Genomic DNA, 20386 nt, shown 5'->3' on the forward strand with positions numbered 1-20386 from the left:
AATATTCAATATTGCCTGAAGATATATGAATAAAATTAATTAATTAAATTATCAGCAGGAATTCCATTATCATTGCTGTCATGATCTTTTGAACCTGGTAATGCACGAGTACGATCAATAGGTAAATAACTGCCATTTGTTGTTTCGATTTGACATTCACTCCAAAAGATTGAGTATTTGGTATTTGCATGCATACTTTCGCCACGGAAATAACAACGTGCTGCATTATATAAATCGCCTCGGCAAAGTATGGCAATTAACAACCAAACGCCCACAACCGCCCATGCTACCCATTTCAAATTACGCCATAAGAAAGACCAAAAACCTTTTTTACTGAAATGGCAATAAGCAAAAATTAATAGTATTACGCCAACAAATCCCAATGATTCGTACAACCAAAATAGCCACATATGGTTAACTCCTAAGCAACAGTACTTAGTATTTTATACTATCTTTGAATTTACATCCATGAACCATTACGAATAATACCAACAGCAATTCCTTCAATAGCAAAACTTTGTTGTTCTAAGTCGACATCAATTGGAGAAAACTCAGGATTTTCAGCTAATAATTTTACGTGACGACCTTTTTGCGATAATCTCTTAACTGTTACTTCGTCATCGATTCGCGCAACAACAACTTGACCATTTTTAACATTTTGAGTTTTGTGAACAGCAAGCAAATCACCATCTAAAATACCAATATCTTTCATTGACATCCCTTCAACTCTTAATAAAAAATCGGCTTGAGGTTTAAATAAACTTGGTGATACTTGATAATGACTTTCGATATGTTCTTGCGCTAGAATTGGTGATCCAGCTGCGACCTTACCAATGAGTGGTAGACCTTCAAGTTCATTAGTGTCATCAGGTTGTTCTAATAATAAACGAATTCCACGTGATGAACCGGCAATCATTTCAATAGCCCCTTTTTTAGCTAAGGCTTTAAGATGTTCTTCTGCTGCGTTAGCTGAACGAAAGCCTAATTTTTGGGCAATTTCTGCTCGCGTTGGAGGCATTCCAGTGGTTTGAATATTTTCTTTAATTAAATCATAAATTTGTTGTTGGCGTTCGGTTAATGGTCTCATAGCAAATTCCTGTTTTTATATACAGATATATGTGATTATATACAGCTAAAAAAACAAAACAACTGTTTTATCTATTTTTTTTATGAATAATGGATAAAAATGGTAACTAAAGTTAGATTTTCGATCTAAATCACATAATAGTATTGAAAATTTTCATAAAACTATTTAAAAAAACAATTTTATGCTACAAACAATCTATCTAGCTAGCTAACTAACAAAGTAATACTTAGCGTAAATTTAATGGCTAGTTTAGTAATTTATTGGCATGTATTCTGTTTAATAGTTGTATGATATAATTATTTTCGAAATGATTATTTATTGGAACTAATGTATGTCTTATATTGTTGCACTTAGTGGTGGCATTGCCAGTGGTAAAAGTACCATTGCTGATCTATTTGCGCAATTAGGTGTACCAATTATTGACGCTGATGTAATTGCTCGGCAAGTTGTTGCTGTAGGATCATCTGCATTGACGCTAATTGTAAAACATTTTAGTCAAGAGATCTTGTTAGAAAATGGTGAGTTAGATCGAAGTCAATTAAGAGAAATTATTTTTAATAATGAACATGAACGGTTATGGTTAAACAATTTATTGCACCCGATTATTGCACAAGAAACTCAACAACAGATTGCAAAACAAACAGCTCCTTATATAATTTGGGTGGTACCATTATTAATTGAAAATAATCTACACCAACTAGCTGATCGGGTGTTAATTATTGATACTCCAGAGGCGTTACAACTAGAGCGCTTAATTGATCGTGATAAAATAAGTGAGTCCTTAGCCAAGAGAATGATTGATTCACAAGTTTCATTAAGCGATCGTTTGGCATTTGCAGATGATATTATTATTAATGACGGTAATTTGGTGTCATTAACAATGCAAATATATGATTTAAATAAAAAATATTTGCATAACTCTAAAGTTAAGAATAGCTATGAATAACATTGTTTTTGAACATCCATTAAATGAAAAAATGCGTACTTGGTTACGGCTTGAATTTTTACTTAATCAATTAAATACACACCATCATTTCGAGAAAAATAATGCTTTATTGTTTTTTCATGCTTTATCTGAATTACTCGAAATTATTGAACGAAATGATGTCAAAGGGGATTTGATTAAAGAGATTGAAGCTCAAAAGCAAAAATTACTTTCTTGGATTGATATTGACGGTGTTGATAAAGAATTGCTTGGCGAAATGATTAACAAGTATGAACTGTTTTTAACTAAATTTAACTCAAGTTTACGTTTGGGACAACCGTTAAAAGATGATCGATTTATCATGGCAATTCGCCAGCGTTTGATGATTCCAGGTGGATGTTGTAGTTTTGATTTACCATCTTTCCATTTGTGGTTAAATCAACCGCAAGAAAAACGTAATATGCAAGTTGATAAATGGCTGCAGCATATTGCAATACTTGATGAAACGTTAAAAGCATGTTTACAGTTTATTAGGCAACTAGGTGAATTTAAAACTTTTACTTGTACTAATAATTTTTTTCAAGAGACTAATGGTGATGTGAATTTGATTCGAATTCGTGTTGCTTTCGAGAAAAATGTTTACCCTCAAGTTTCCGGTCACATGTCTCGTTATAGTATTCGTTTTTTACCCCTTTATGCTGGCGATAATAGTAATATTGATGCAATTGAATTTGAACTTGCATGTTGTTAGCCCTATTACTTTAAGAGTGTTTAAATGAATAAAAATACTGTTACTATTGTAAAGTGTCCTACCTGTCAAAAAGATGTTGAATGGTCTGAAAAAAGTTTATACCGACCTTTTTGTAGTAAACGTTGTCAATTAATTGACTTAGGTGATTGGGCAACTGAAGAACATCGCATTGCTGATAAAGAACTAAGTGAACAAGATCTTTGGAGTGAAGATGATCTTTCCAATTTAGTGAGTAAACATTAATGAAGATTTTAGGTATTGAAACATCGTGTGATGAAACAGGTATTGCCATTTATGATGACAAGCAAGGGCTTATCGCTAATCAACTCTATTCACAAATAAAATTACATGCCGATTATGGTGGAGTTGTGCCAGAATTGGCCTCTCGTGATCATATTCGTAAAACAGTGCCATTGATACAAGCTGCACTAAAAGAGGCTAATTTGTGTGCAAGTGATATTGATGGTGTGGCTTATACCGCAGGCCCTGGTTTGATTGGTGCTTTAATGGTTGGCGCCTCTATTGGACGCTCACTAGCATATGCGTGGGACGTACCAGCCGTTGCGGTTCATCATATGGAAGGTCACTTGTTAGCTCCTATGCTAGAAGATAATCCTCCTGAGTTTCCATTTGTGGCTTTGTTAGTATCAGGAGGACATACTCAGTTAATTAAAGTAACTGGTGTTGGTAAATATCAATTACTGGGTGAATCAATTGATGATGCAGCAGGGGAAGCATTTGATAAAACAGCTAAATTGTTAGGACTTGACTATCCTGGTGGTGCGAAATTATCGAAATTAGCTGAACTTGGTGATGCTACAAGGTTTCGTTTTCCTCGACCGATGACTGATAGACCTGGTTTAGATTTTAGCTTTTCAGGGCTTAAAACTGCTGCAGCAAATACTATTTATCAACAGAGCCAAGCTCAGGATCTTGACGAACAAACCAGAGCAGATATAGCTAAGGCCTTTGAGGATGCTTTAGTTGATACTTTATTAATAAAGTCACGTCGAGCTTTAGATCAAACTGGTTTTAATCGATTGGTTATTGCCGGAGGAGTGAGTGCCAATAAAACTTTACGTCGCCAACTTGCTGCACTTATGGCCCAACGCAAAGGGCAAGTTTATTATCCTCGATTAGAATTTTGTACTGATAATGGTGCGATGATAGCCTATGCAGGTATGATTCATCTTAAAGCCTCACAATTTGCCGATCTAGCTATTGAGGTTAAACCAAGATGGCCATTAAGTGAATTAAACGCGAAAGAATAATGTCCTATTTAATTATTTATAAATGGAACATTAGCCGATTTTTATAGTGGGGTAAATTCCCCACTTGTTTTCTTAATATAAGACTTATTGATTATCGTCAGTTGATTTATCTAAAGCTAGTTTTTCGATATTTCGGTTAATATTGAATAGAACACAAATTATTTCATATCCGATGCGGGTAAATACAGCACCACCAACGATAGTTATAATGCCGGTTATTATACCTAGTAGTGCTGAGCCAAAACTATAACTAATAATTAGAAAACTTGAAAAGATGATAGTTAGACCTGAAAATACAATAAGAACTAAACTCATCCAATAAATTACAGTAATGATTTTAGGCGTGAACATTTTGTCAAAAAAGAAAAAGTCTTTAAAAGAAAGTCCACTAGTATCTACTATTTTTTTCATTTTATTTCCTTAATTAAGTTTTATTTATTTTATTGCTTTGACTTTGGTCAAAAAAACGATACATTTAATACCAAATAAATCAATAAAGCAACGTTATTTTTAAAAAGGTTTTTAAAATTTTAATATGAAAACATTTATTCCGGGTAAAGATGCAGCACTTGAAGATTCCATTAACTATTTTCAACAACAATTAGATAAATATGATTTAGCTGTTAATGAAGCCTCTTGGCTTAACCCCGTGCCCAATGTTTGGTCGGTACATATTCAAAATATAAAATGTCCTTTATGTTTTGCTAATGGGAAAGGCTCGAGTAAAAAAGCGGCGTTAGCTTCTGCTTTAGGTGAATATTTTGAGAGACTTTCAACTAACTACTTTTTTTCTGATTTTTATTTAGGTGATAAAGTCGCTAATGGTGAATTTGTTCATTATCCATCGGAAAAATGGTTTGCAATTCCTGATGATAATAGTTTACCCAAAGGTTTATTATCGCAAAAGTTACTTAATTTTTATGATCCTGAACACGAATTAACGGCAACAGATCTAATTGATTTACAGTCTAGTAATAGTGAAAGGGGTATTTGTGCTCTGCCATTTGTACAACAATCAGATGGCAAAACCATTTATGTACCAGTGAACTTAATTGCTAACTTATATGCATCAAATGGAATGTCAGCAGGCAACACACAAAATGAAGCGCGAGTACAAGCTTTATCTGAAATATTTGAACGTTATACCAAAAATAAAATTATTGCTGAAGCTATTAGTCTGCCAACTATTCCCGAAACAGTAATTAATCGTTATCCTGCTGTCTTAGCGGCTATCGAAACGCTTGAAAAGGAAGGTTTCCCTATTTATTGTTTTGATGCATCATTAGCTGGCGAATTTCCAGTGATTTGTGTTGTGCTATTTAATCCTCAAAATGGTACATGTTATGCTTCATTCGGTGCTCATCCTAATTTTGGTGTAGCGCTTGAACGAACAGTGACTGAATTACTACAAGGTCGAAGTCTTAAAGATCTTGATGTGTTTTCACCGCCAAGTTTTGATAATGATGATGTAGCAGATCTTAGTAATTTAGAAACGCATTTTATTGATTCAAGTGGCTTAATTTCTTGGGATCTTTTTAATCAAAAATCGGATTATGAGTTTGTTGATTGGGATTTTTCTGGTACAACCGAGCAGGAATTTGCCAACTTGATGGCGATTTTTGAGCGTCATCAAATAGAAGTGTTAATAATGGATTATCAGCATCTTGGGGTTTATGCTTGTCGAATTTTAGCCGTTGGCATGTCAGAAATCTATCCGCCAGAGGATCTGTTAATTGCTAATAACAATATGGTGATTCATCTTCGTGATTTGATTTTGTCACTACCATATCAAAAACGTACTAACAAGCAACTACTCGACATTATTGAACTGTTTGATGAAGAAGGTATAGATGATTTTGCTCGAGTTCGTGAATTACTTGGTATTGCAACAGGTAAAGATAATGCATGGTTAACATTGAGAATTGGCGAATTAAAAGCTATGCTGGCGTTAGCGGCACAGGATTTACCGCAAGCTAAATTATGGATAGATTGGACGATTGAAATGAATGAGTCTATCTTTAGTGTAGAACGCAATCACGCCTATCGTTGTTTGCAAACTTTAGTTAATTTCATTATTGAGCGTGGCGCAAACCAATTTGATGATTATCAACCTGCTTTTAATAAAATGTATGGTAGTTCCTGTGTAGCAGAAATGTGGCTTTATGCAACAGCAAAAAAACAATTTTTTGGACTAACGGATTTAGAACACTCTGTTTCAGATAGTGATAGTTTAATGGATCTATTTACCATGCACAAAAAGCTTTTAGAGGTATATCACAAATTACATCAAATTATGTAACAAAAATTTTTATTAATCATCAGAAAAAACTAACCATTAATAGTTATTACTGATGGTTGCAATAGTTTTTATAAAATAAATTTTAATTAATACTTATCAAATGGGGCTAAATAGAATATTATATTATCGATTCTTAATTAGATCTGTTATTTGATTAAGTTATCAAAAGTTAGATTTACATATCCAAAAGATTTTTGTTGGCATTGTTGTATTATATGAAAGCAGTAAGATTACTTCCCTTATTGCTTTTTTCTCTCTTAATTAGTGGTAATCAATAGCACAATTACGTTCAAAATCGTTTAGTTAAATTATTTTCAATATTTGTTTTTTTTAAATTACATAATTTATTAAGGATAAATGATGACAATACTTACCGTTGGTTTTGCTTGTTTAGATCTATTGTGTTTTACCTCATCTGGTTTGGAACTGAATGGTTCAATTACTTCCGATGATGTTGTTTATTCTGGCGGAGGATCATGTGCTAATACAGCATATTTATTAGCACTATGGGGTGAAGATATATATCATATTGGCCATCTCAACAATGATAATCATGGTAATCAAATTGAGACAGAGCTTGCTAATATTGGCGTTAATACGCGGCAATTTATCTTTTCAGAGAAAATGGTCACACCATTAGAAGCTATCACTGTTGATGAGCAAAATAATAGCTATACTATTATATCACATCGCTTGCTACAGCCGCCTAAATTGACAATAGCAGAAAAAAATAAATTAGCTCACTTTATACAAACTGTAAGCGAAAACAAAAATGATATAGTTATGTTAGCTGATGGCTATGAAGCAGAATTGAGTGAGTACCTAATCGAGCATTTACCCAAAGTCAAAATGATTATGAATGTAGATAACCTGTCGGCTAATAGTTTGTATTTAGCTCAACAAGCTGATTATCTAATTGTAACAGAACAATTTGCTAGTGCTTTTGTCAAATTAAAAGCTTTCCATGGTAGCGATGAGATTAAAAGTGCATTGAAAAAATTACGCAATTTAACTAACGGTAAAATTATTATTCGTATGAATAAAAAAGATTGCGTATATCTTGATCATCAACAAGTAGTGACAATTTCTGGCTTTAACAAACAAGCTGTTGATGACATTACTGAAAATGATATTTTTCAGGGGGCTTTTGCTTACGGTATTAGTTATGGTTGGCCATTAGAGAAAACGATTTTGTTTGCCAATCTAGCCATAGTAGCAGCCAACAAACAGAAAAGAGGGCGTAGTGCAATGCCTAACTTGGTTGATATTAATCAAGCAGGTAAAGATCTTATTAAGGATTTTAAATACTTTTTTTGATCTATTACTAAAATGATTGATCATCAAAATTGTTTTATTTGAGTGATTTCTTGAATCTCTAAAAATTACTTTTCTAAATATTTTTAAGTATCACAAATTTTCTGCTTTCTAATAGGATTTATAATCAATTATGCTCATTCAATTACGTTTATAAGCTTTAAGCAAAGCGTTTTCATATAAGACCTTTTTATTAATCACTGTTATCGTTTTGATATATTTTTTAAAACAAACTACAATTTTGTTAAACGTCCTTGTTTAACATGTTAACCTGACTCTATTATTAATTCTTTGTAATGTTTTTAACCTTGTCTGGCGAATTCACCTGCTTGCTGGATCAATTCTTCACTAGGAGTAACACCGGTATATAAAATAAATTGCTCAACCGCTTGTAATACGGCGACATCAGCTCCTGAAATAATTGTTTTATTTAATTTTTTGGCAAATTTTATAAGTGGTGTTTCAACAGGTAAGGCAACAACATCGAAAACAATATCGGCATGATTAATTATTGTTTCACTAAACGATAATTGGTCTGCCTCAATGCCACCTTGCATGCCAATTGGCGTAACATTGATAATTAATTTAGCTTGTTCTGGTGTAATGGTAGATTCATCTTTTTGCCATTGGTAATTATAACGCTTAGCTAAAGCTTCCCCTTTCTGTTGGTTTCTAGCACAGACTATGCCATGTTTAAAACCAGCATCGTAAAATGCCCCAATTACAGCATTAGCCATACCACCACTACCTTTTAAAACGAATGGTGTGTTATTACTGATCTGATTAGCCTTAATTAGTTTTTCCACCGCAATATAATCAGTGTTGTAGGCCTTCAAATAGTGATCGGTATTAACAATAGTGTTAACCGCTTGAATTGATTGTACCGAAACATCTAATTCATCAATAAATTCGATACATGCTTGTTTATAAGGCATTGAGATAGCACAACCACGAATTGATAATGCTTTAATTCCATAAATAGCATCTTTTAAGTTATTGGTTGTAAAAGCTTTATATAGATAATTTAAATCTAATTTTTCATATAAAAAATTGTGAAAACGAGTACCAAAATTACTTGGTCTTGATGAAAGTGACATACAAACCGTAGTATCTTTGTTGATAATTCTTGCCATTAACCAAAATCCTTGTGATCATAATAACTAATTCTTTATTCTATCATCTTTTTTAACAGACGTATATTTGATTATGGTTGCAAATAACACTGGTCCCAAAATTACTCAAGAAAAAGCCACGGTGAGGGTGATGATAGCCCTTTATTGCCGCCAGAAACACCATACCCCGAAAAATCAGCTTTGTGACGAGTGTAATGATCTGTTGCAATATGCCATGCAACGTTTAACTATGTGTCGATTTGGCGAACAGAAAACCACCTGTGAACTCTGTCCAAAACATTGTTATCGCAAAGATTACAAACTAAAAATCAAAGAAGTTATGCGCTATGCCGGCCCAAGAATGATGATCCATCATCCAATTATGGCGGTTAAGCATTTGTATAAAAATTTGAAAACTATTTTGAAGGTATTTTAACGAAAGCATTTTTTTGACAATTAAAAAAGTTGAGGAGAGGGGTTTTTGGCTTATTTTTATCACTTATTTTTTTGATTTCATCAATGTTGTATTCGTTTTTTCCTATCGATGCAATAATTTTCACTTATTTTAGATGTTTTTTGCAATTTACTCGCAGTTTAATGCTAAAAATGCGAATGATTATCTTTTAAAATATTGTCATTTTTTAAATACAACCTTATTTGATAGGAAGTATGATGTCTGCATTTACGCTTGATCGCCTTTCTCAAGGACGTGAAGCTGTTATTAAACGTCTGTTACCTGACTCTTTACCTTTTCGTCAAAAGCTTTTAGCTATGGGAATGACGCCCGGATGTAAGTTGACTGTGATGCAAATAGCTCCATTAGGTGATCCAATTGAAATTAATTTGCGTGGTTTTCTACTGTGTTTACGCCGTCGTGAAGCGGCGGCAATTGAAGTTGAGGTAGTCGCATGAAAATTGCATTAGTTGGTAATCCTAATTGTGGCAAAACGACATTATTTAATTTGTTAACTGGTTCAAAACAGCGTGTAGGTAATTGGCCAGGGGTAACTGTTGAGCACAAATCTGGTTCGTTTACTTACCAAAATAAGCACTATGATATTGTTGATTTACCGGGAACTTACTCTGTTGAGCCAGATCCAATCGGTATTGCTCAAGATGAATTTATTACTCGGCAGTTTCTATTAACTGATAACAATAGCTTGATAGTTAATGTTATTGATGCAACAAATTTACAACGCAGTTTATATCTAACATTTCAGTTAATTGATATGCAAGTACCTATGATAATTGTGCTTAATATGGTTGATGCACTTAAAGCTATGGGAGAAAGATTAAATATCGATAAATTAACCAAAGCTTTAGGTTGTCCGGTTATTGCGATTTCGTCTACGCGAAAAACTGGATTATCAAAATTTTATCAGCAAATTGAAGTTAGCTCATCGAATTTAAAGACTGCGATGCCAACCATTGATACGTTAAGTAGTGATGCACAAGCTGTATTTAATCGATATTTAGCTGAATTGCCTGCAACCAGTCGGATAAAACAATTTACTCGTTGGCAGTTAATTGAAGCCTTGCTTAATGGGGCAAATCAATCTTTGGATTTTTTAGAAAACGAAAAGTTAGCTGCTTGTCGTTGTTTATTGTCTATCAATTTCGATAATCAGATTGACGTAGCACTTGCAAGTGCACGTTATGATACGATTGATACGCTTTGCAAGATGGTGATTGATAAGCCTAGAGAAGCCAATATTAATCTTACTGAAAAATTGGATAAATTAGCTTTAGGGCGTTTTACTGGTATTCCATTTTTTTTACTCGCAATGTATAGCATGTTTTTTATTGCGATTAATTTTGGTTCGGTTTTTGTTGATTTCTTTGAAGGAGTATTTAGTACCATTTTTGTTAATGGCTTTGCTTATCTCTTAAATATGCTAGATACACCAACTTGGTTAACAGTTATTTTAGCTGATGGGGTCGGCAATGGCATCACTACGGTATCGACCTTTATACCGGTTATTGCGGCGATGTTTTTTGTGCTATCTTTTTTGGAAGATTCAGGTTATTTAGCGCGAGCAGCAATGATTGTTGATCGTTTTATGCGATGCATTGGTTTACCCGGTAAAGCGTTTGTACCTATGTTAATGGGCTTTGGTTGTGGAGTACCAGCAATTATGGCAACAAGGACACTTGATAGTCCGCGTGATCGTATTTTATCAATTTGTTTAATTCCGTTTATGTCTTGCAGTGCTCGATTACCCATTTATGCTTTGTTTACTGTGATATTTTTTCCTAATCATGCATCGATTATTGTGTTTATGCTGTATTTGCTGGGTATTTTAGTAGCTATGCTAACGGGATTTATATTAAAAAATACTCTGTTACAAGGTGAATTAACGCCATTTATTATGGAAATGCCTGTTTATCGTATTCCGACATTACGGAGTATGTTGAGAATAACTTTTCAACGTTTGAAAAGCTTTGTTTTACGAGCAGGAAAAGCCATTGTCGTTATGGTAACCGTACTTAGCTTCTTTAATTCCTTAGGAACTGATGGTTCATTTGGGAATGAAAATTCAAATCACTCTGTGTTATCAGTTATGGGGCAAAAAGTTACTCCTGTATTTACACCAATGGGAATTGATAAGCAAAATTGGCCTGCAACAGTAGGTATTTTTACCGGAATCTTTGCTAAAGAGTCAGTTGTGGCAACTTTAAATTCACTTTATTCAATGGATCATCAAACTGAACAACCAGAACCTTTTTCTTTTTATGATGGCATCAAGTCAGCGTTAGAAACCATTCCAGATCGTTTTATTGATTTAACTAACTCAATCGCTGATCCGCTAGGTCTATCTAGTATTAATCAAGATGAAAACAGTTTACAAAATGAATTGTCTGTCGACTCGACTACGGTATCGAAAATAAGTAGTTCATTTGTTACATCATCTTCAGCTATTGCTTATCTTATTTTTGTGTTGCTTTATACACCTTGTGCGGCAGCATTAGGCACAATCTATCGTGAAACAGGGCTAAAATGGATGATATTTGTTGCTATTTGGACCTTTGTTATAGGTTGGTTGTCAGCAACAATTTATTACCAATTTAGTTTATTAGGCCAATCTTCATGTGCACCTTATTGGTTGATAGCTATTGGAGGATTTATGACTTTCATTTTTATCGTTATGCGTAAAATGGGGCGTTTACCTTGCTTTAATCAATATTACTTACCAAAACCACGATCTCACAACAACCAATCAGCTTGTTGTGAATAAAATTATTGGTTAATGATAAATTTAAATATTTAATAATATGTTAATTACCGCAATTCGTGATTATATTCAGTTACAAGGACGAGCTAATCTGCAAGATGTGGCTCGTCACTTTCGCTTATCTAGCAGTGCAGTTGAACCTATGCTGAATTTTTGGGTTAAAAAAGGAGTAATAAAATTAATTAAACGTGATTTATTAACTTGTGCAGGTAAACAGTGTTCAACGTGTATAAGTTGTAATTTAGACGCTTATGCAAGCTATGTATGGATTGAGTAAAATATCGAATACAATCAATTAATGGTTAAAGTTAATTTGATTGTATCAAAAGTATTAATATCTAACCTTTGATAAATTCTTGCCAAATTATTTTAACTTTTTGCTTTTTTTAGAATTGAATCCACTTCTTTATCAGCTATTAAAAATTAAATTATTTTTTATTTACTATTTTTTTTGCGACTTATGTCACAAAATTAAATTTATTTGTATCTCAAAATTACAAATGATATTAATATGAACTTATGTTCATTTTGGTGTAAATAAGTAAAAACTATAAAACCGATAACAAGTGATAAAAAGATATCCTTGATTTAAATTCGATCAACAAATTGCTAACTACTGGTTTAGATGATTACATAAATATGAAGAGTCAATTTGTTACATTATTTACCTGTTAATTTTTATGTACTAAAAAGTTAGTTAATGGCTATGAAATATCAATGTTTTTCGTTTTTATCGATAGCTTATTCTGATCAAATTGTAGTTTTATCGGTCTTGTTCATTTTAGCCAAAAAGACCTTAACCGAAACGATGAAACCTTGTCGTTTTATTACTTAATAAATGTTATTATAATTATGTTTAAAAAACATGTAGTAGAGGAAATACAAGTATGAGTCAATTAGATGAATTCAAAAAATTAACTGTTGTGGTTGCTGATACTGGCGATATCGATTCAATCAAACAGTTTTCTCCTGAAGATGCAACAACTAATCCATCGCTTGTTTTAAAAGCTGCTCAACTTCCTCAATATCGTTATTTAATTGATTCTGCTATTGAAACAGCTAAAAAACTAGGTGGTAGTAAAGCCGAGCAATTGGTTAATGCTTGTGACCAAGTAGCGGTAAATATTGGCGCTGAAATTTTAAAATCTATCCCAGGACGAATTTCGACTGAAGTTGATGCAAGATTATCATTTGATACCCAAGCCTGTATTGAAAAAGCTCGCCGAATTGTTGAGCTTTATAAACAAAAAGGCATTGATAAATCAAAAATTCTGATTAAAATCGCTTCTACGTGGGAAGGTATTAAAGCTGCTGAGGTTTTAGAAAAAGAAGGGATTAACTGTAATTTAACTTTATTGTTTTCCTTCGCTCAAGCGCGAGCTTGTGCTGAAATTAATGCCTTTTTAATTTCACCATTTGTTGGTCGTATTTATGATTGGTATCAAGCCAAAAAACCTATAGATCCTTATATTGCTGACCAAGATCCTGGTGTAGTTTCAGTACGTAATATCTATAACTATTATAAACAACATGGTTATAAGACTATTGTCATGGGGGCTAGTTTTAGACAAGTTGATCAAATTTTAGCATTGGCGGGTTGTGATCGTTTAACTATTTCCCCTAATTTATTGTCTGAGATGCAAAAATCAAGTGCCCCAGTAGTGCGTAAATTAGATCCAAATCAAACTTTAGTTGAGCGTCCAGCATTAATGACTGAAGCTGAGTTTAGATGGCAGCATAACAGTGATGCTATGGCTGTTGAAAAATTGGCTGAAGGCATCCGTGCATTTGCTGTCGATCAGGGTAAACTAGAAGATATGATCGGAGCACTACTTTAATTAAAAGAATAGGGGAAATATATTCCCCTTTTTTGTTTTGGTACGAAAGCGTTTTATCTGTCTGCTGTTTGTAGACAATCAATGAATATTTAAAATATATTTTTGGAGAATATTAACATGAATGTAACCACACTATCCCACCGCGAACTAGCCAATGCGATAAGAGCATTAAGCATGGATGGCGTGCAAAAAGCAAAATCAGGCCATCCTGGTGCGCCGATGGGGATGGCCGATATGGCTGAAGTCCTTTGGCGAGGATTTTTGAAACACAATCCTACCAATCCTAATTGGGCTGATCGGGATCGATTTGTATTATCGAATGGTCATGCATCAATGTTAATTTATAGCTTGTTACATTTGACTGGATATAACGTAACCCTTGATGACATAAAAAACTTTCGTCAATTAAATGCTAAAACCGCAGGTCATCCAGAATTTGGACATCTTCCAGGCATTGAAACAACAACAGGTCCTTTAGGGCAAGGTATTGCCAATGCTGTCGGTATGGCTATTGCTGAAAGAACATTAGCTGCTCAATTTAACAAACCAGCACATACTATTGTTGATCACCATACCTATGTATTTATGGGTGATGGTTGTATGATGGAAGGGATTTCTCATGAAGTATGTTCATTAGCGGGTACACTTAAATTAGGCAAATTAATTGCTTTTTATGATGATAATGGTATTTCAATTGATGGTGAAATTGAAGGTTGGTTTACCGACGATACCGCTAAACGTTTTGAAGCATATGGTTGGCATGTTATTCGTGGTATTGATGGCCATGATGCTAAGGCATTAGCTGAAGCTATTGAGCAAGCACAAGCTGTAACTGATAAACCATCATTATTAATGTGTAAAACTGTTATTGGTTTTGGTTCTCCAAATAAAGCAGGAAGTCATGATTGTCATGGCGCACCACTTGGTGATGCTGAAATTGAAGCAACGCGTAAAGCTTTAGGTTGGTCATATCCTGCATTTGAAATTCCAAAAGATTATTATGACGCGTGGGATGCAAAAGCTACTGGTAAACAACGTGAAGATGAGTGGAATGCTCGCTTTGATGCATATGCAAAAGCTTACCCAGAATTAGCAAAAGAATTCAAACGTCGTATGAATGGTGATTTACCAAGTAATTGGCAACAGGTCGCTAAAGATTTTGTTAATAAGCTACAAGCAAATCCGGCAACAATTGCTACCCGCAAAGCCTCACAAAATGCCATTGAAGCTTTTGCGCCAGTGTTAACTGAATTTTTAGGTGGTTCAGCTGATTTAGCACCAAGTAATTTAACTATGTGGTCAGGCTCTAAAGAGATTTTAGCTAATCCAGATGGTAACTACATTTATTATGGTGTACGTGAATTTGGTATGTCTGCAATCATGAATGGTATTGCTTTACATGGCGGCTTTATTCCTTATGGTGCAACTTTCTTGATGTTTATGGAGTATGCGCGTAACGCAGTCCGTATGGCCGCATTAATGAAAATTCGCTCTTTATTTGTCTACACGCATGACTCAATTGGTTTAGGTGAAGATGGTCCAACTCACCAACCTGTAGAACAGATGGCAAGCTTACGTGTCACTCCAAACGTTAGTACTTGGCGTCCTTGTGACCAAGTTGAATCAGCTATTGCTTGGCAATATGCTGTTGAACGTAAAGACGGTCCAACTGCGTTAATTTTCTCAAGACAAAATCTTAAACAACAAGAACGCACCGAACAACAATTAGCTAATGTTTATCGTGGTGGCTATATTTTAAATGATTGTAGTGGCACTCCTGAACTGATTTTAATTGCCACTGGTTCTGAAGTCGAACTAGCTGTTGAGGCTTATCATAAACTTACCGAAGCTGGTAAAAAAGTACGTGTTGTTTCAATGCCATCAACCGATGCATTTGATAAACAAGACCAAGCTTATAAAGAATCAGTATTACCATCTTCAGTCACTGCACGAGTCGCTATTGAGGCTGGTATTAGTGACTATTGGTATAAATATGTTGGTCTAAATGGCAAGATTATTGGTATGACAAGCTTTGGTGAGTCAGGTCCAGCAGAACAATTATTTGCTAAATTCGGCTTTACAGTTGAGAATGTTCTAAAACAAGCCAATAGTTTATTAAAATAATAAATTTATTTAAATAGTAAAAAGCCACCTTATGGTGGCTTTTTTTAATCTAATTAAATTATCTAGAAGCGCGTTTTAATATTATTTCTGTTGGTTGTTTTTGTAGATAAACCATTCTGGCAATTAACAGAAATGCAGCAACAGCAAGCCCTGATATAATCCCTATCCAAAATCCTGCGGCACCAATTGGTTCCATCACTAGATCAGTTAAGCCTAATATGTAACCAACTGGTAAACCAACAACCCAATAAGACAGTAAAGTAATAAAAAAGATGCTCTTAGTATCTTTATAACCACGTAATACATTACTTGCTACTACTTGTAAATAATCTGATGCTTGATAGATGGCAAGTAAAATAATCAGTTGTAGACAGATAGTTATTACATCGATCTCATGAGTAAATATGGTTATTATTGGTGATCTAAAAATGACCAGAATTAATGCGACGATTACCGCTATCATGAAGGATATCGCTAAACTTATATAAGCAGTTTGCTTGGCTAGAATTGGTTTATTTTTACCCAATAAGTAACCGACACGAATACTGGTCGCCACGCCAAGAGATAATGGAATTGCAAATGTTAAACTACTAATAGTAAAGATAATTTGATGAGCAGCCACAGTTATTTGTCCGAGAGGGGCAATAAGTAAGGCAACTACAGCAAACAAGCTCATTTCAAAAAAGTAAGCAAGAGCTAAAGGTATTCCTAATACCACTATCTTTTTAATGATGGAAAAATCAACAAGCTTTGTTAATGGCGTTTTACGAATATCACGTTGGCTAGCAGTAGTTAAGGTATATATACGGATTAAACCAAACATTAACCAGAAAATTATTGCTGCAGTAATGCCACAACCGACACCACCAAAAGCAGGTAAGCCTAATTTGCCATAAATTAAAACATAGTTAATTGGAATATTAGCAAGTAAGGCAATGAATATTATTACCATGGCGGGTTTTGTGTTAGATAAACCTTCACATTGATTGCGGTAAACTAAAAATAGTAGAAATGCTGGTACTCCCCACATAATTGCACGTAAAAATGAAACGGCAACTTCAATCATGTCTGGATCAATCGGATTATCAGCGGAACTTCTTAAGCTAATTATTTTATCTGAATGATATAAAATTAACATTATGAACACAGATAAAATTAATGCAATCACCACACCTTGCCGTGTATGATCGGCAACTTGCTCACGTTTAGCTGCACCATTTAAGTTTGATATAATGGGAGTTAATACAGTCAATAGACCTTGACCAAATAATACTGTGGGTAACCAAATTGATACCGCTATAGCAACACCTGATAAGGCTGTTTTACTGTAATTTCCAGCCATAATTGTATCAACAAACGTTATTGCTGTTTGTGATATTTGAGCAATCATGACAGGGATAGCTAAGGTAATTAAATTTTTAATTTCATTTCGATAATGTAATTTCATTGGTTATTTACTGTTGTACAGTTCCCCATAAATCGTATTCATCTGAATGTTCAATATTGACCTTAACAATATCGCCAACTTTAACCGTTTTTTCTTCATTTAGATAGACTACACCATCTATTTCCGGTGCATCAGCCATACTTCGTCCAATTGCACCTTCATCATCCACTTCATCGATAAGCACGGATAATGTTTTACCAATTTTGTTTTGTAGCTTACGGGTTGAAATTGTTTGTTGCAATTGCATAAACCGATGGAATCGTTCTTGTTTTATATGCTCCGGTATTTGATTGGCTAATTGATTAGCCGCAGCGCCTTCTACTGGACTATAAGGGAAACAACCGACACGATCTAATTGTGCTTGAGATAGAAAATCGAGTAGTAATTCAAAATCTTGTTCAGTTTCGCCTGGATAACCGACAATAAAAGTTGAACGCAGAGTGATTTCTGGACAAATATCTCGCCACTTATGAATTCTTTCAAGTGTTCTTTCAATGGTTCCCGGTCGTTTCATTGATTTTAATACAGTAGGGCTAGCATGTTGTAATGGTACATCCAAATAAGGTAAGATTTTGCCATCCGCCATTAAAGGAATTAAATTATCCACACTAGGGTAAGGATACATATAATGTAGTCGTACCCAAATACCAAGACTAGATAATTGTTCACAAAGGGTATGAATATCGGTTTTTAACGGCATACCATTCCAAAAATTGGTCCGGTTTTTTATATCAATACCATAAGCTGATGTATCTTGGGCAATAACCAATAATTCTTTCACCCCACCATCAACCAAACGTTTTGCTTCATCAAGCACATTACCGATTGGTCGACTGATCATTTCGCCACGTAATGAAGGAATAATACAGAATGAACAACTATGGTTACAGCCTTCTGAGATTTTCAAATAAGCATAATGTTTTGGTGTTAGTTTTACTCCTTGTTCGGGTACTAAACTAGTAAATGGATTATAGGTAGGTTTAGGTGCATATTTATTAACATGCTCAAGTACAGTCTCATAACTGTGAGGTCCTGATATTTCAAGCACTTTAGGATGTACATCACGAATTTGATCTTCTTTAGCGCCAAGACAACCAGTCACAATAACTTTACCATTTTCATTTAGTGCTTCGCCAATGGCTTCTAATGATTCTTGTACCGCGCTATCAATAAAGCCACAGGTGTTAACAATAACTAAATCTGCATTATCGTAGCTAGGTACAACTTGATAACCCTGAGTACGTAATTCAGTTAAAATTCGCTCAGAGTCAACTAAATTTTTAGGACAACCAAGGCTCACAAATCCGATAGTAGGGGATGATGTATTCATAATATTTATAGTAATTTAAAATTTATTGAGGTATTTATCGAGAATTTAAAAATTTGCCAATTTAGATTATGACAACAGGCGAGCATTTTAACATATTTAACTTGAACCAAATAAAAATTTTTAGCGCAGTTATCATCTATAAAAATATAATTTCTTATAGCATGTATGTAACATGCTATTTATTGCAAATAATTTGAAGTTTATATTTTAATTATTTGTAATAGGTAATATCGATAAATCTTATTCGACGGATCACTAATATTAATACCCTTTGCATCTATTTTTTTCCTTTCAACAGAGCTAATAATTTATATAAAGTAATATTAGGTAATGTTATAGGAGGGTTAGGTAATTCATATATGATCAAATCATTTTGTTCAATTATTTCTTTTGCATTATATTTTGAAACAATGTCCGATATTGATGCACCTCATGTTAAACCTAGCGGAGCATCCGCTCGTGCGTGAATCATAAAAGGAAATAATGCTGCAATTAACAATAGTTTTTTTCTTAATGTTTATTCTCCTTACATTCAATTGGCGTGTAATAATAAATAATAAAAAACACTTATCAATCATTTGATTGGGGTTGTGTGAAATATTCTAAAGAAGGCCAAGGTAAAATTGTTAATTAAAAAGCCCTTATAGTGATAAGGGCTTTTGTGAAAGGAAGTTAATTTATTATAAAAAATCAATTTATTTTAATACATTAATTACTTCATCGATTTGACGGTCTAAGCTTTCTGCACCGCCACCAGATAAATACCAAAGGTCTGGTGTTAAATAAATAACTTCAGTTTTACTTTTTGCTAATACTTTTGTATTGAAGAAATCATTTTTCATCGCAGACTGGCCAATTGCTTTACTACGGTCTACAACATAAATAATATCTGGTTTAACTTTACTGATGTAATTATTATCAATAAAGGTTGGTTTTGGTTTACCAATAGCGTTGGTCGGTTGTGGTGCTAATGGTACCGCACGTTTTACTTTTAACACATCATGAATTAATGCGGCACTAGAGCTTGCATTGATAAGGATCATTTTACCGTCATTATGAATAGCAACAATTGCTTTTTTATTACTTGCTTGAGCAACTAATTGAGCATTGCTTATTTTAGCATCTAATGATTGAATTAGATTGTTAGCTGTTTTTTCAGTACCAGTAATACTTGCTAATACATTGATATGATTTTTGGTCGATTCAAGGTAGTTTTTGGCATCAACGCTTAAATTAATTACTGGAGCGATTTTAGTGAATTCTTCCGTATGCCTTGCTTGTCTGCCGTCAATGATAATTAATTGCGGTTTAGCTTGTTTGATTGCATCAATATTTGGTTCTTTCATATTACCTGTATCAGTAATAGTCGTATTTTTATATTGTTGAAGATAAGCCGGAAGAACAGAAAGCGGTGTTGCTGTTACAATTGATCCTTTACCTAACGCATCTAATGTATCTAAGGCTCCATAATTCATCACCACAACTTTATTTGGTGATTTAGGCACAACAACTGATTGTTTATTATCTGGATTTACTGTAATTGACGATTGACAACCAGTCAAACCTAACATTAACGCTGCTAAGCTACTTAATAATAGTTTTTTCTTAGTATTCATAATTAGTTCCTATATGTATGATGCAAATGATAACTATTA

At 33.9% G+C, this 20386-nt stretch carries 19 protein-coding genes; 12 read left to right on the plus strand and 7 right to left on the minus strand.

What is annotated here, in order from left to right; all coding sequences use genetic code 11:
* Nucleotides 1–35: 35 nt before the first annotated feature.
* Both H3T56_RS08285 and lexA read right to left on the minus strand, forming a co-directional pair.
* Nucleotides 36–410 (minus strand): hypothetical protein, encoded by a 375-nt coding sequence (locus tag H3T56_RS08285; RefSeq protein ID WP_065579204.1) that lies wholly within the window; start codon nt 408–410, stop codon nt 36–38.
* 50 nt (nt 411–460) lie between these two features.
* The gene (lexA, locus tag H3T56_RS08290) at nt 461–1087 is read right to left on the minus strand and encodes a transcriptional repressor LexA (RefSeq protein WP_065579203.1); all 627 of its coding nucleotides are present in this window, start codon (nt 1085–1087) and stop codon (nt 461–463) included.
* Between the two features lie 331 nt (nt 1088–1418).
* On the opposite strand from lexA, the gene coaE reads away from it, so the two are divergent.
* The 4 genes from coaE to tsaD are packed head-to-tail and all read left to right on the plus strand — an operon-like array spanning nt 1419 to nt 4034.
* Nucleotides 1419–2033 carry a dephospho-CoA kinase gene (gene coaE / locus H3T56_RS08295; RefSeq protein WP_086356885.1) on the plus strand — a complete coding sequence of 205 codons (615 nt, stop codon included), beginning with the start codon at nt 1419–1421 and terminating at the stop codon, nt 2031–2033.
* On the plus strand, nt 2026–2763 hold the full coding sequence (gene zapD / locus H3T56_RS08300) for a cell division protein ZapD (RefSeq protein WP_065651882.1): 738 nt from the start codon (nt 2026–2028) through the stop codon (nt 2761–2763). Before coaE ends, zapD begins: the two co-directional genes overlap by 8 nt.
* A 24-nt stretch (nt 2764–2787) precedes the next feature.
* Nucleotides 2788–3006, plus strand: a complete 219-nt coding sequence (gene yacG / locus H3T56_RS08305) for a DNA gyrase inhibitor YacG (RefSeq protein WP_065579200.1) — start codon at nt 2788–2790, stop codon at nt 3004–3006.
* On the plus strand, nt 3006–4034 hold the full coding sequence (gene tsaD, locus H3T56_RS08310) for a tRNA (adenosine(37)-N6)-threonylcarbamoyltransferase complex transferase subunit TsaD (protein WP_065613221.1): 1029 nt from the start codon (nt 3006–3008) through the stop codon (nt 4032–4034). Before yacG ends, tsaD begins: the two co-directional genes overlap by 1 nt.
* Before the next feature lie 84 nt (nt 4035–4118).
* Here tsaD and H3T56_RS08315 read toward each other — a convergent pair whose 3' ends face one another.
* Nucleotides 4119–4445, minus strand: coding sequence for a DUF4282 domain-containing protein (locus tag H3T56_RS08315; protein WP_065579198.1), 327 nt, complete (start codon nt 4443–4445; stop codon nt 4119–4121).
* 124 nt (nt 4446–4569) lie between these two features.
* Between H3T56_RS08315 and ycaO the strand changes: the two genes are divergently transcribed.
* Together ycaO and H3T56_RS08325 are read left to right on the plus strand one after the other, a co-directional pair.
* The gene (gene ycaO / locus H3T56_RS08320) at nt 4570–6333 is read left to right on the plus strand and encodes a 30S ribosomal protein S12 methylthiotransferase accessory factor YcaO (RefSeq protein ID WP_198192546.1); all 1764 of its coding nucleotides are present in this window, start codon (nt 4570–4572) and stop codon (nt 6331–6333) included.
* 360 nt (nt 6334–6693) lie between these two features.
* The gene (locus H3T56_RS08325) at nt 6694–7650 is read left to right on the plus strand and encodes a carbohydrate kinase family protein (protein ID WP_065651885.1); all 957 of its coding nucleotides are present in this window, start codon (nt 6694–6696) and stop codon (nt 7648–7650) included.
* 299 nt (nt 7651–7949) lie between these two features.
* Here H3T56_RS08325 and H3T56_RS08330 read toward each other — a convergent pair whose 3' ends face one another.
* Nucleotides 7950–8780, minus strand: a complete 831-nt coding sequence (locus H3T56_RS08330) for a shikimate 5-dehydrogenase (RefSeq protein WP_198192551.1) — start codon at nt 8778–8780, stop codon at nt 7950–7952.
* Between the two features lie 73 nt (nt 8781–8853).
* Between H3T56_RS08330 and H3T56_RS08335 the strand changes: the two genes are divergently transcribed.
* From H3T56_RS08335 to tkt, 6 genes are all read left to right on the plus strand, one after another.
* Nucleotides 8854–9195: a nitrous oxide-stimulated promoter family protein gene (locus H3T56_RS08335; protein WP_065651887.1), complete on the plus strand. Its 342-nt coding sequence runs from the start codon at nt 8854–8856 to the stop codon at nt 9193–9195.
* Between the two features lie 236 nt (nt 9196–9431).
* Nucleotides 9432–9671: a FeoA family protein gene (locus H3T56_RS08340; RefSeq protein ID WP_081298917.1), complete on the plus strand. Its 240-nt coding sequence runs from the start codon at nt 9432–9434 to the stop codon at nt 9669–9671.
* On the plus strand, nt 9668–11995 hold the full coding sequence (feoB, locus tag H3T56_RS08345; RefSeq protein ID WP_198192552.1) for a Fe(2+) transporter permease subunit FeoB: 2328 nt from the start codon (nt 9668–9670) through the stop codon (nt 11993–11995). The genes H3T56_RS08340 and feoB overlap by 4 nt, the downstream gene beginning before the upstream one ends.
* A 37-nt stretch (nt 11996–12032) precedes the next feature.
* Entirely contained in the window at nt 12033–12269 is a 237-nt protein-coding gene (locus tag H3T56_RS08350) for a FeoC-like transcriptional regulator (protein WP_065651889.1), read from the plus strand.
* 610 nt (nt 12270–12879) lie between these two features.
* On the plus strand, nt 12880–13830 hold the full coding sequence (gene tal, locus H3T56_RS08355) for a transaldolase (RefSeq protein ID WP_065613207.1): 951 nt from the start codon (nt 12880–12882) through the stop codon (nt 13828–13830).
* Between the two features lie 117 nt (nt 13831–13947).
* Entirely contained in the window at nt 13948–15954 is a 2007-nt protein-coding gene (gene tkt / locus H3T56_RS08360) for a transketolase (protein WP_198192554.1), read from the plus strand.
* 58 nt (nt 15955–16012) lie between these two features.
* Here tkt and H3T56_RS08365 read toward each other — a convergent pair whose 3' ends face one another.
* The 3 genes from H3T56_RS08365 to H3T56_RS08375 all read right to left on the minus strand — a co-directional run bounded on the left by H3T56_RS08365 (nt 16013) and on the right by H3T56_RS08375 (nt 20347).
* On the minus strand, nt 16013–17401 hold the full coding sequence (locus tag H3T56_RS08365) for an MATE family efflux transporter (RefSeq protein WP_198192556.1): 1389 nt from the start codon (nt 17399–17401) through the stop codon (nt 16013–16015).
* 7 nt (nt 17402–17408) lie between these two features.
* Entirely contained in the window at nt 17409–18731 is a 1323-nt protein-coding gene (rimO, locus tag H3T56_RS08370) for a 30S ribosomal protein S12 methylthiotransferase RimO (RefSeq protein ID WP_198192558.1), read from the minus strand.
* 695 nt (nt 18732–19426) lie between these two features.
* On the minus strand, nt 19427–20347 hold the full coding sequence (locus tag H3T56_RS08375; RefSeq protein ID WP_198192559.1) for an ABC transporter substrate-binding protein: 921 nt from the start codon (nt 20345–20347) through the stop codon (nt 19427–19429).
* Between the last annotated feature and the right edge of the window lie 39 nt (nt 20348–20386).

It is taken from the genome of Gilliamella sp. W8123, assembly GCF_016101085.1.
Classification (GTDB): domain Bacteria; phylum Pseudomonadota; class Gammaproteobacteria; order Enterobacterales; family Orbaceae; genus Gilliamella; species Gilliamella apis.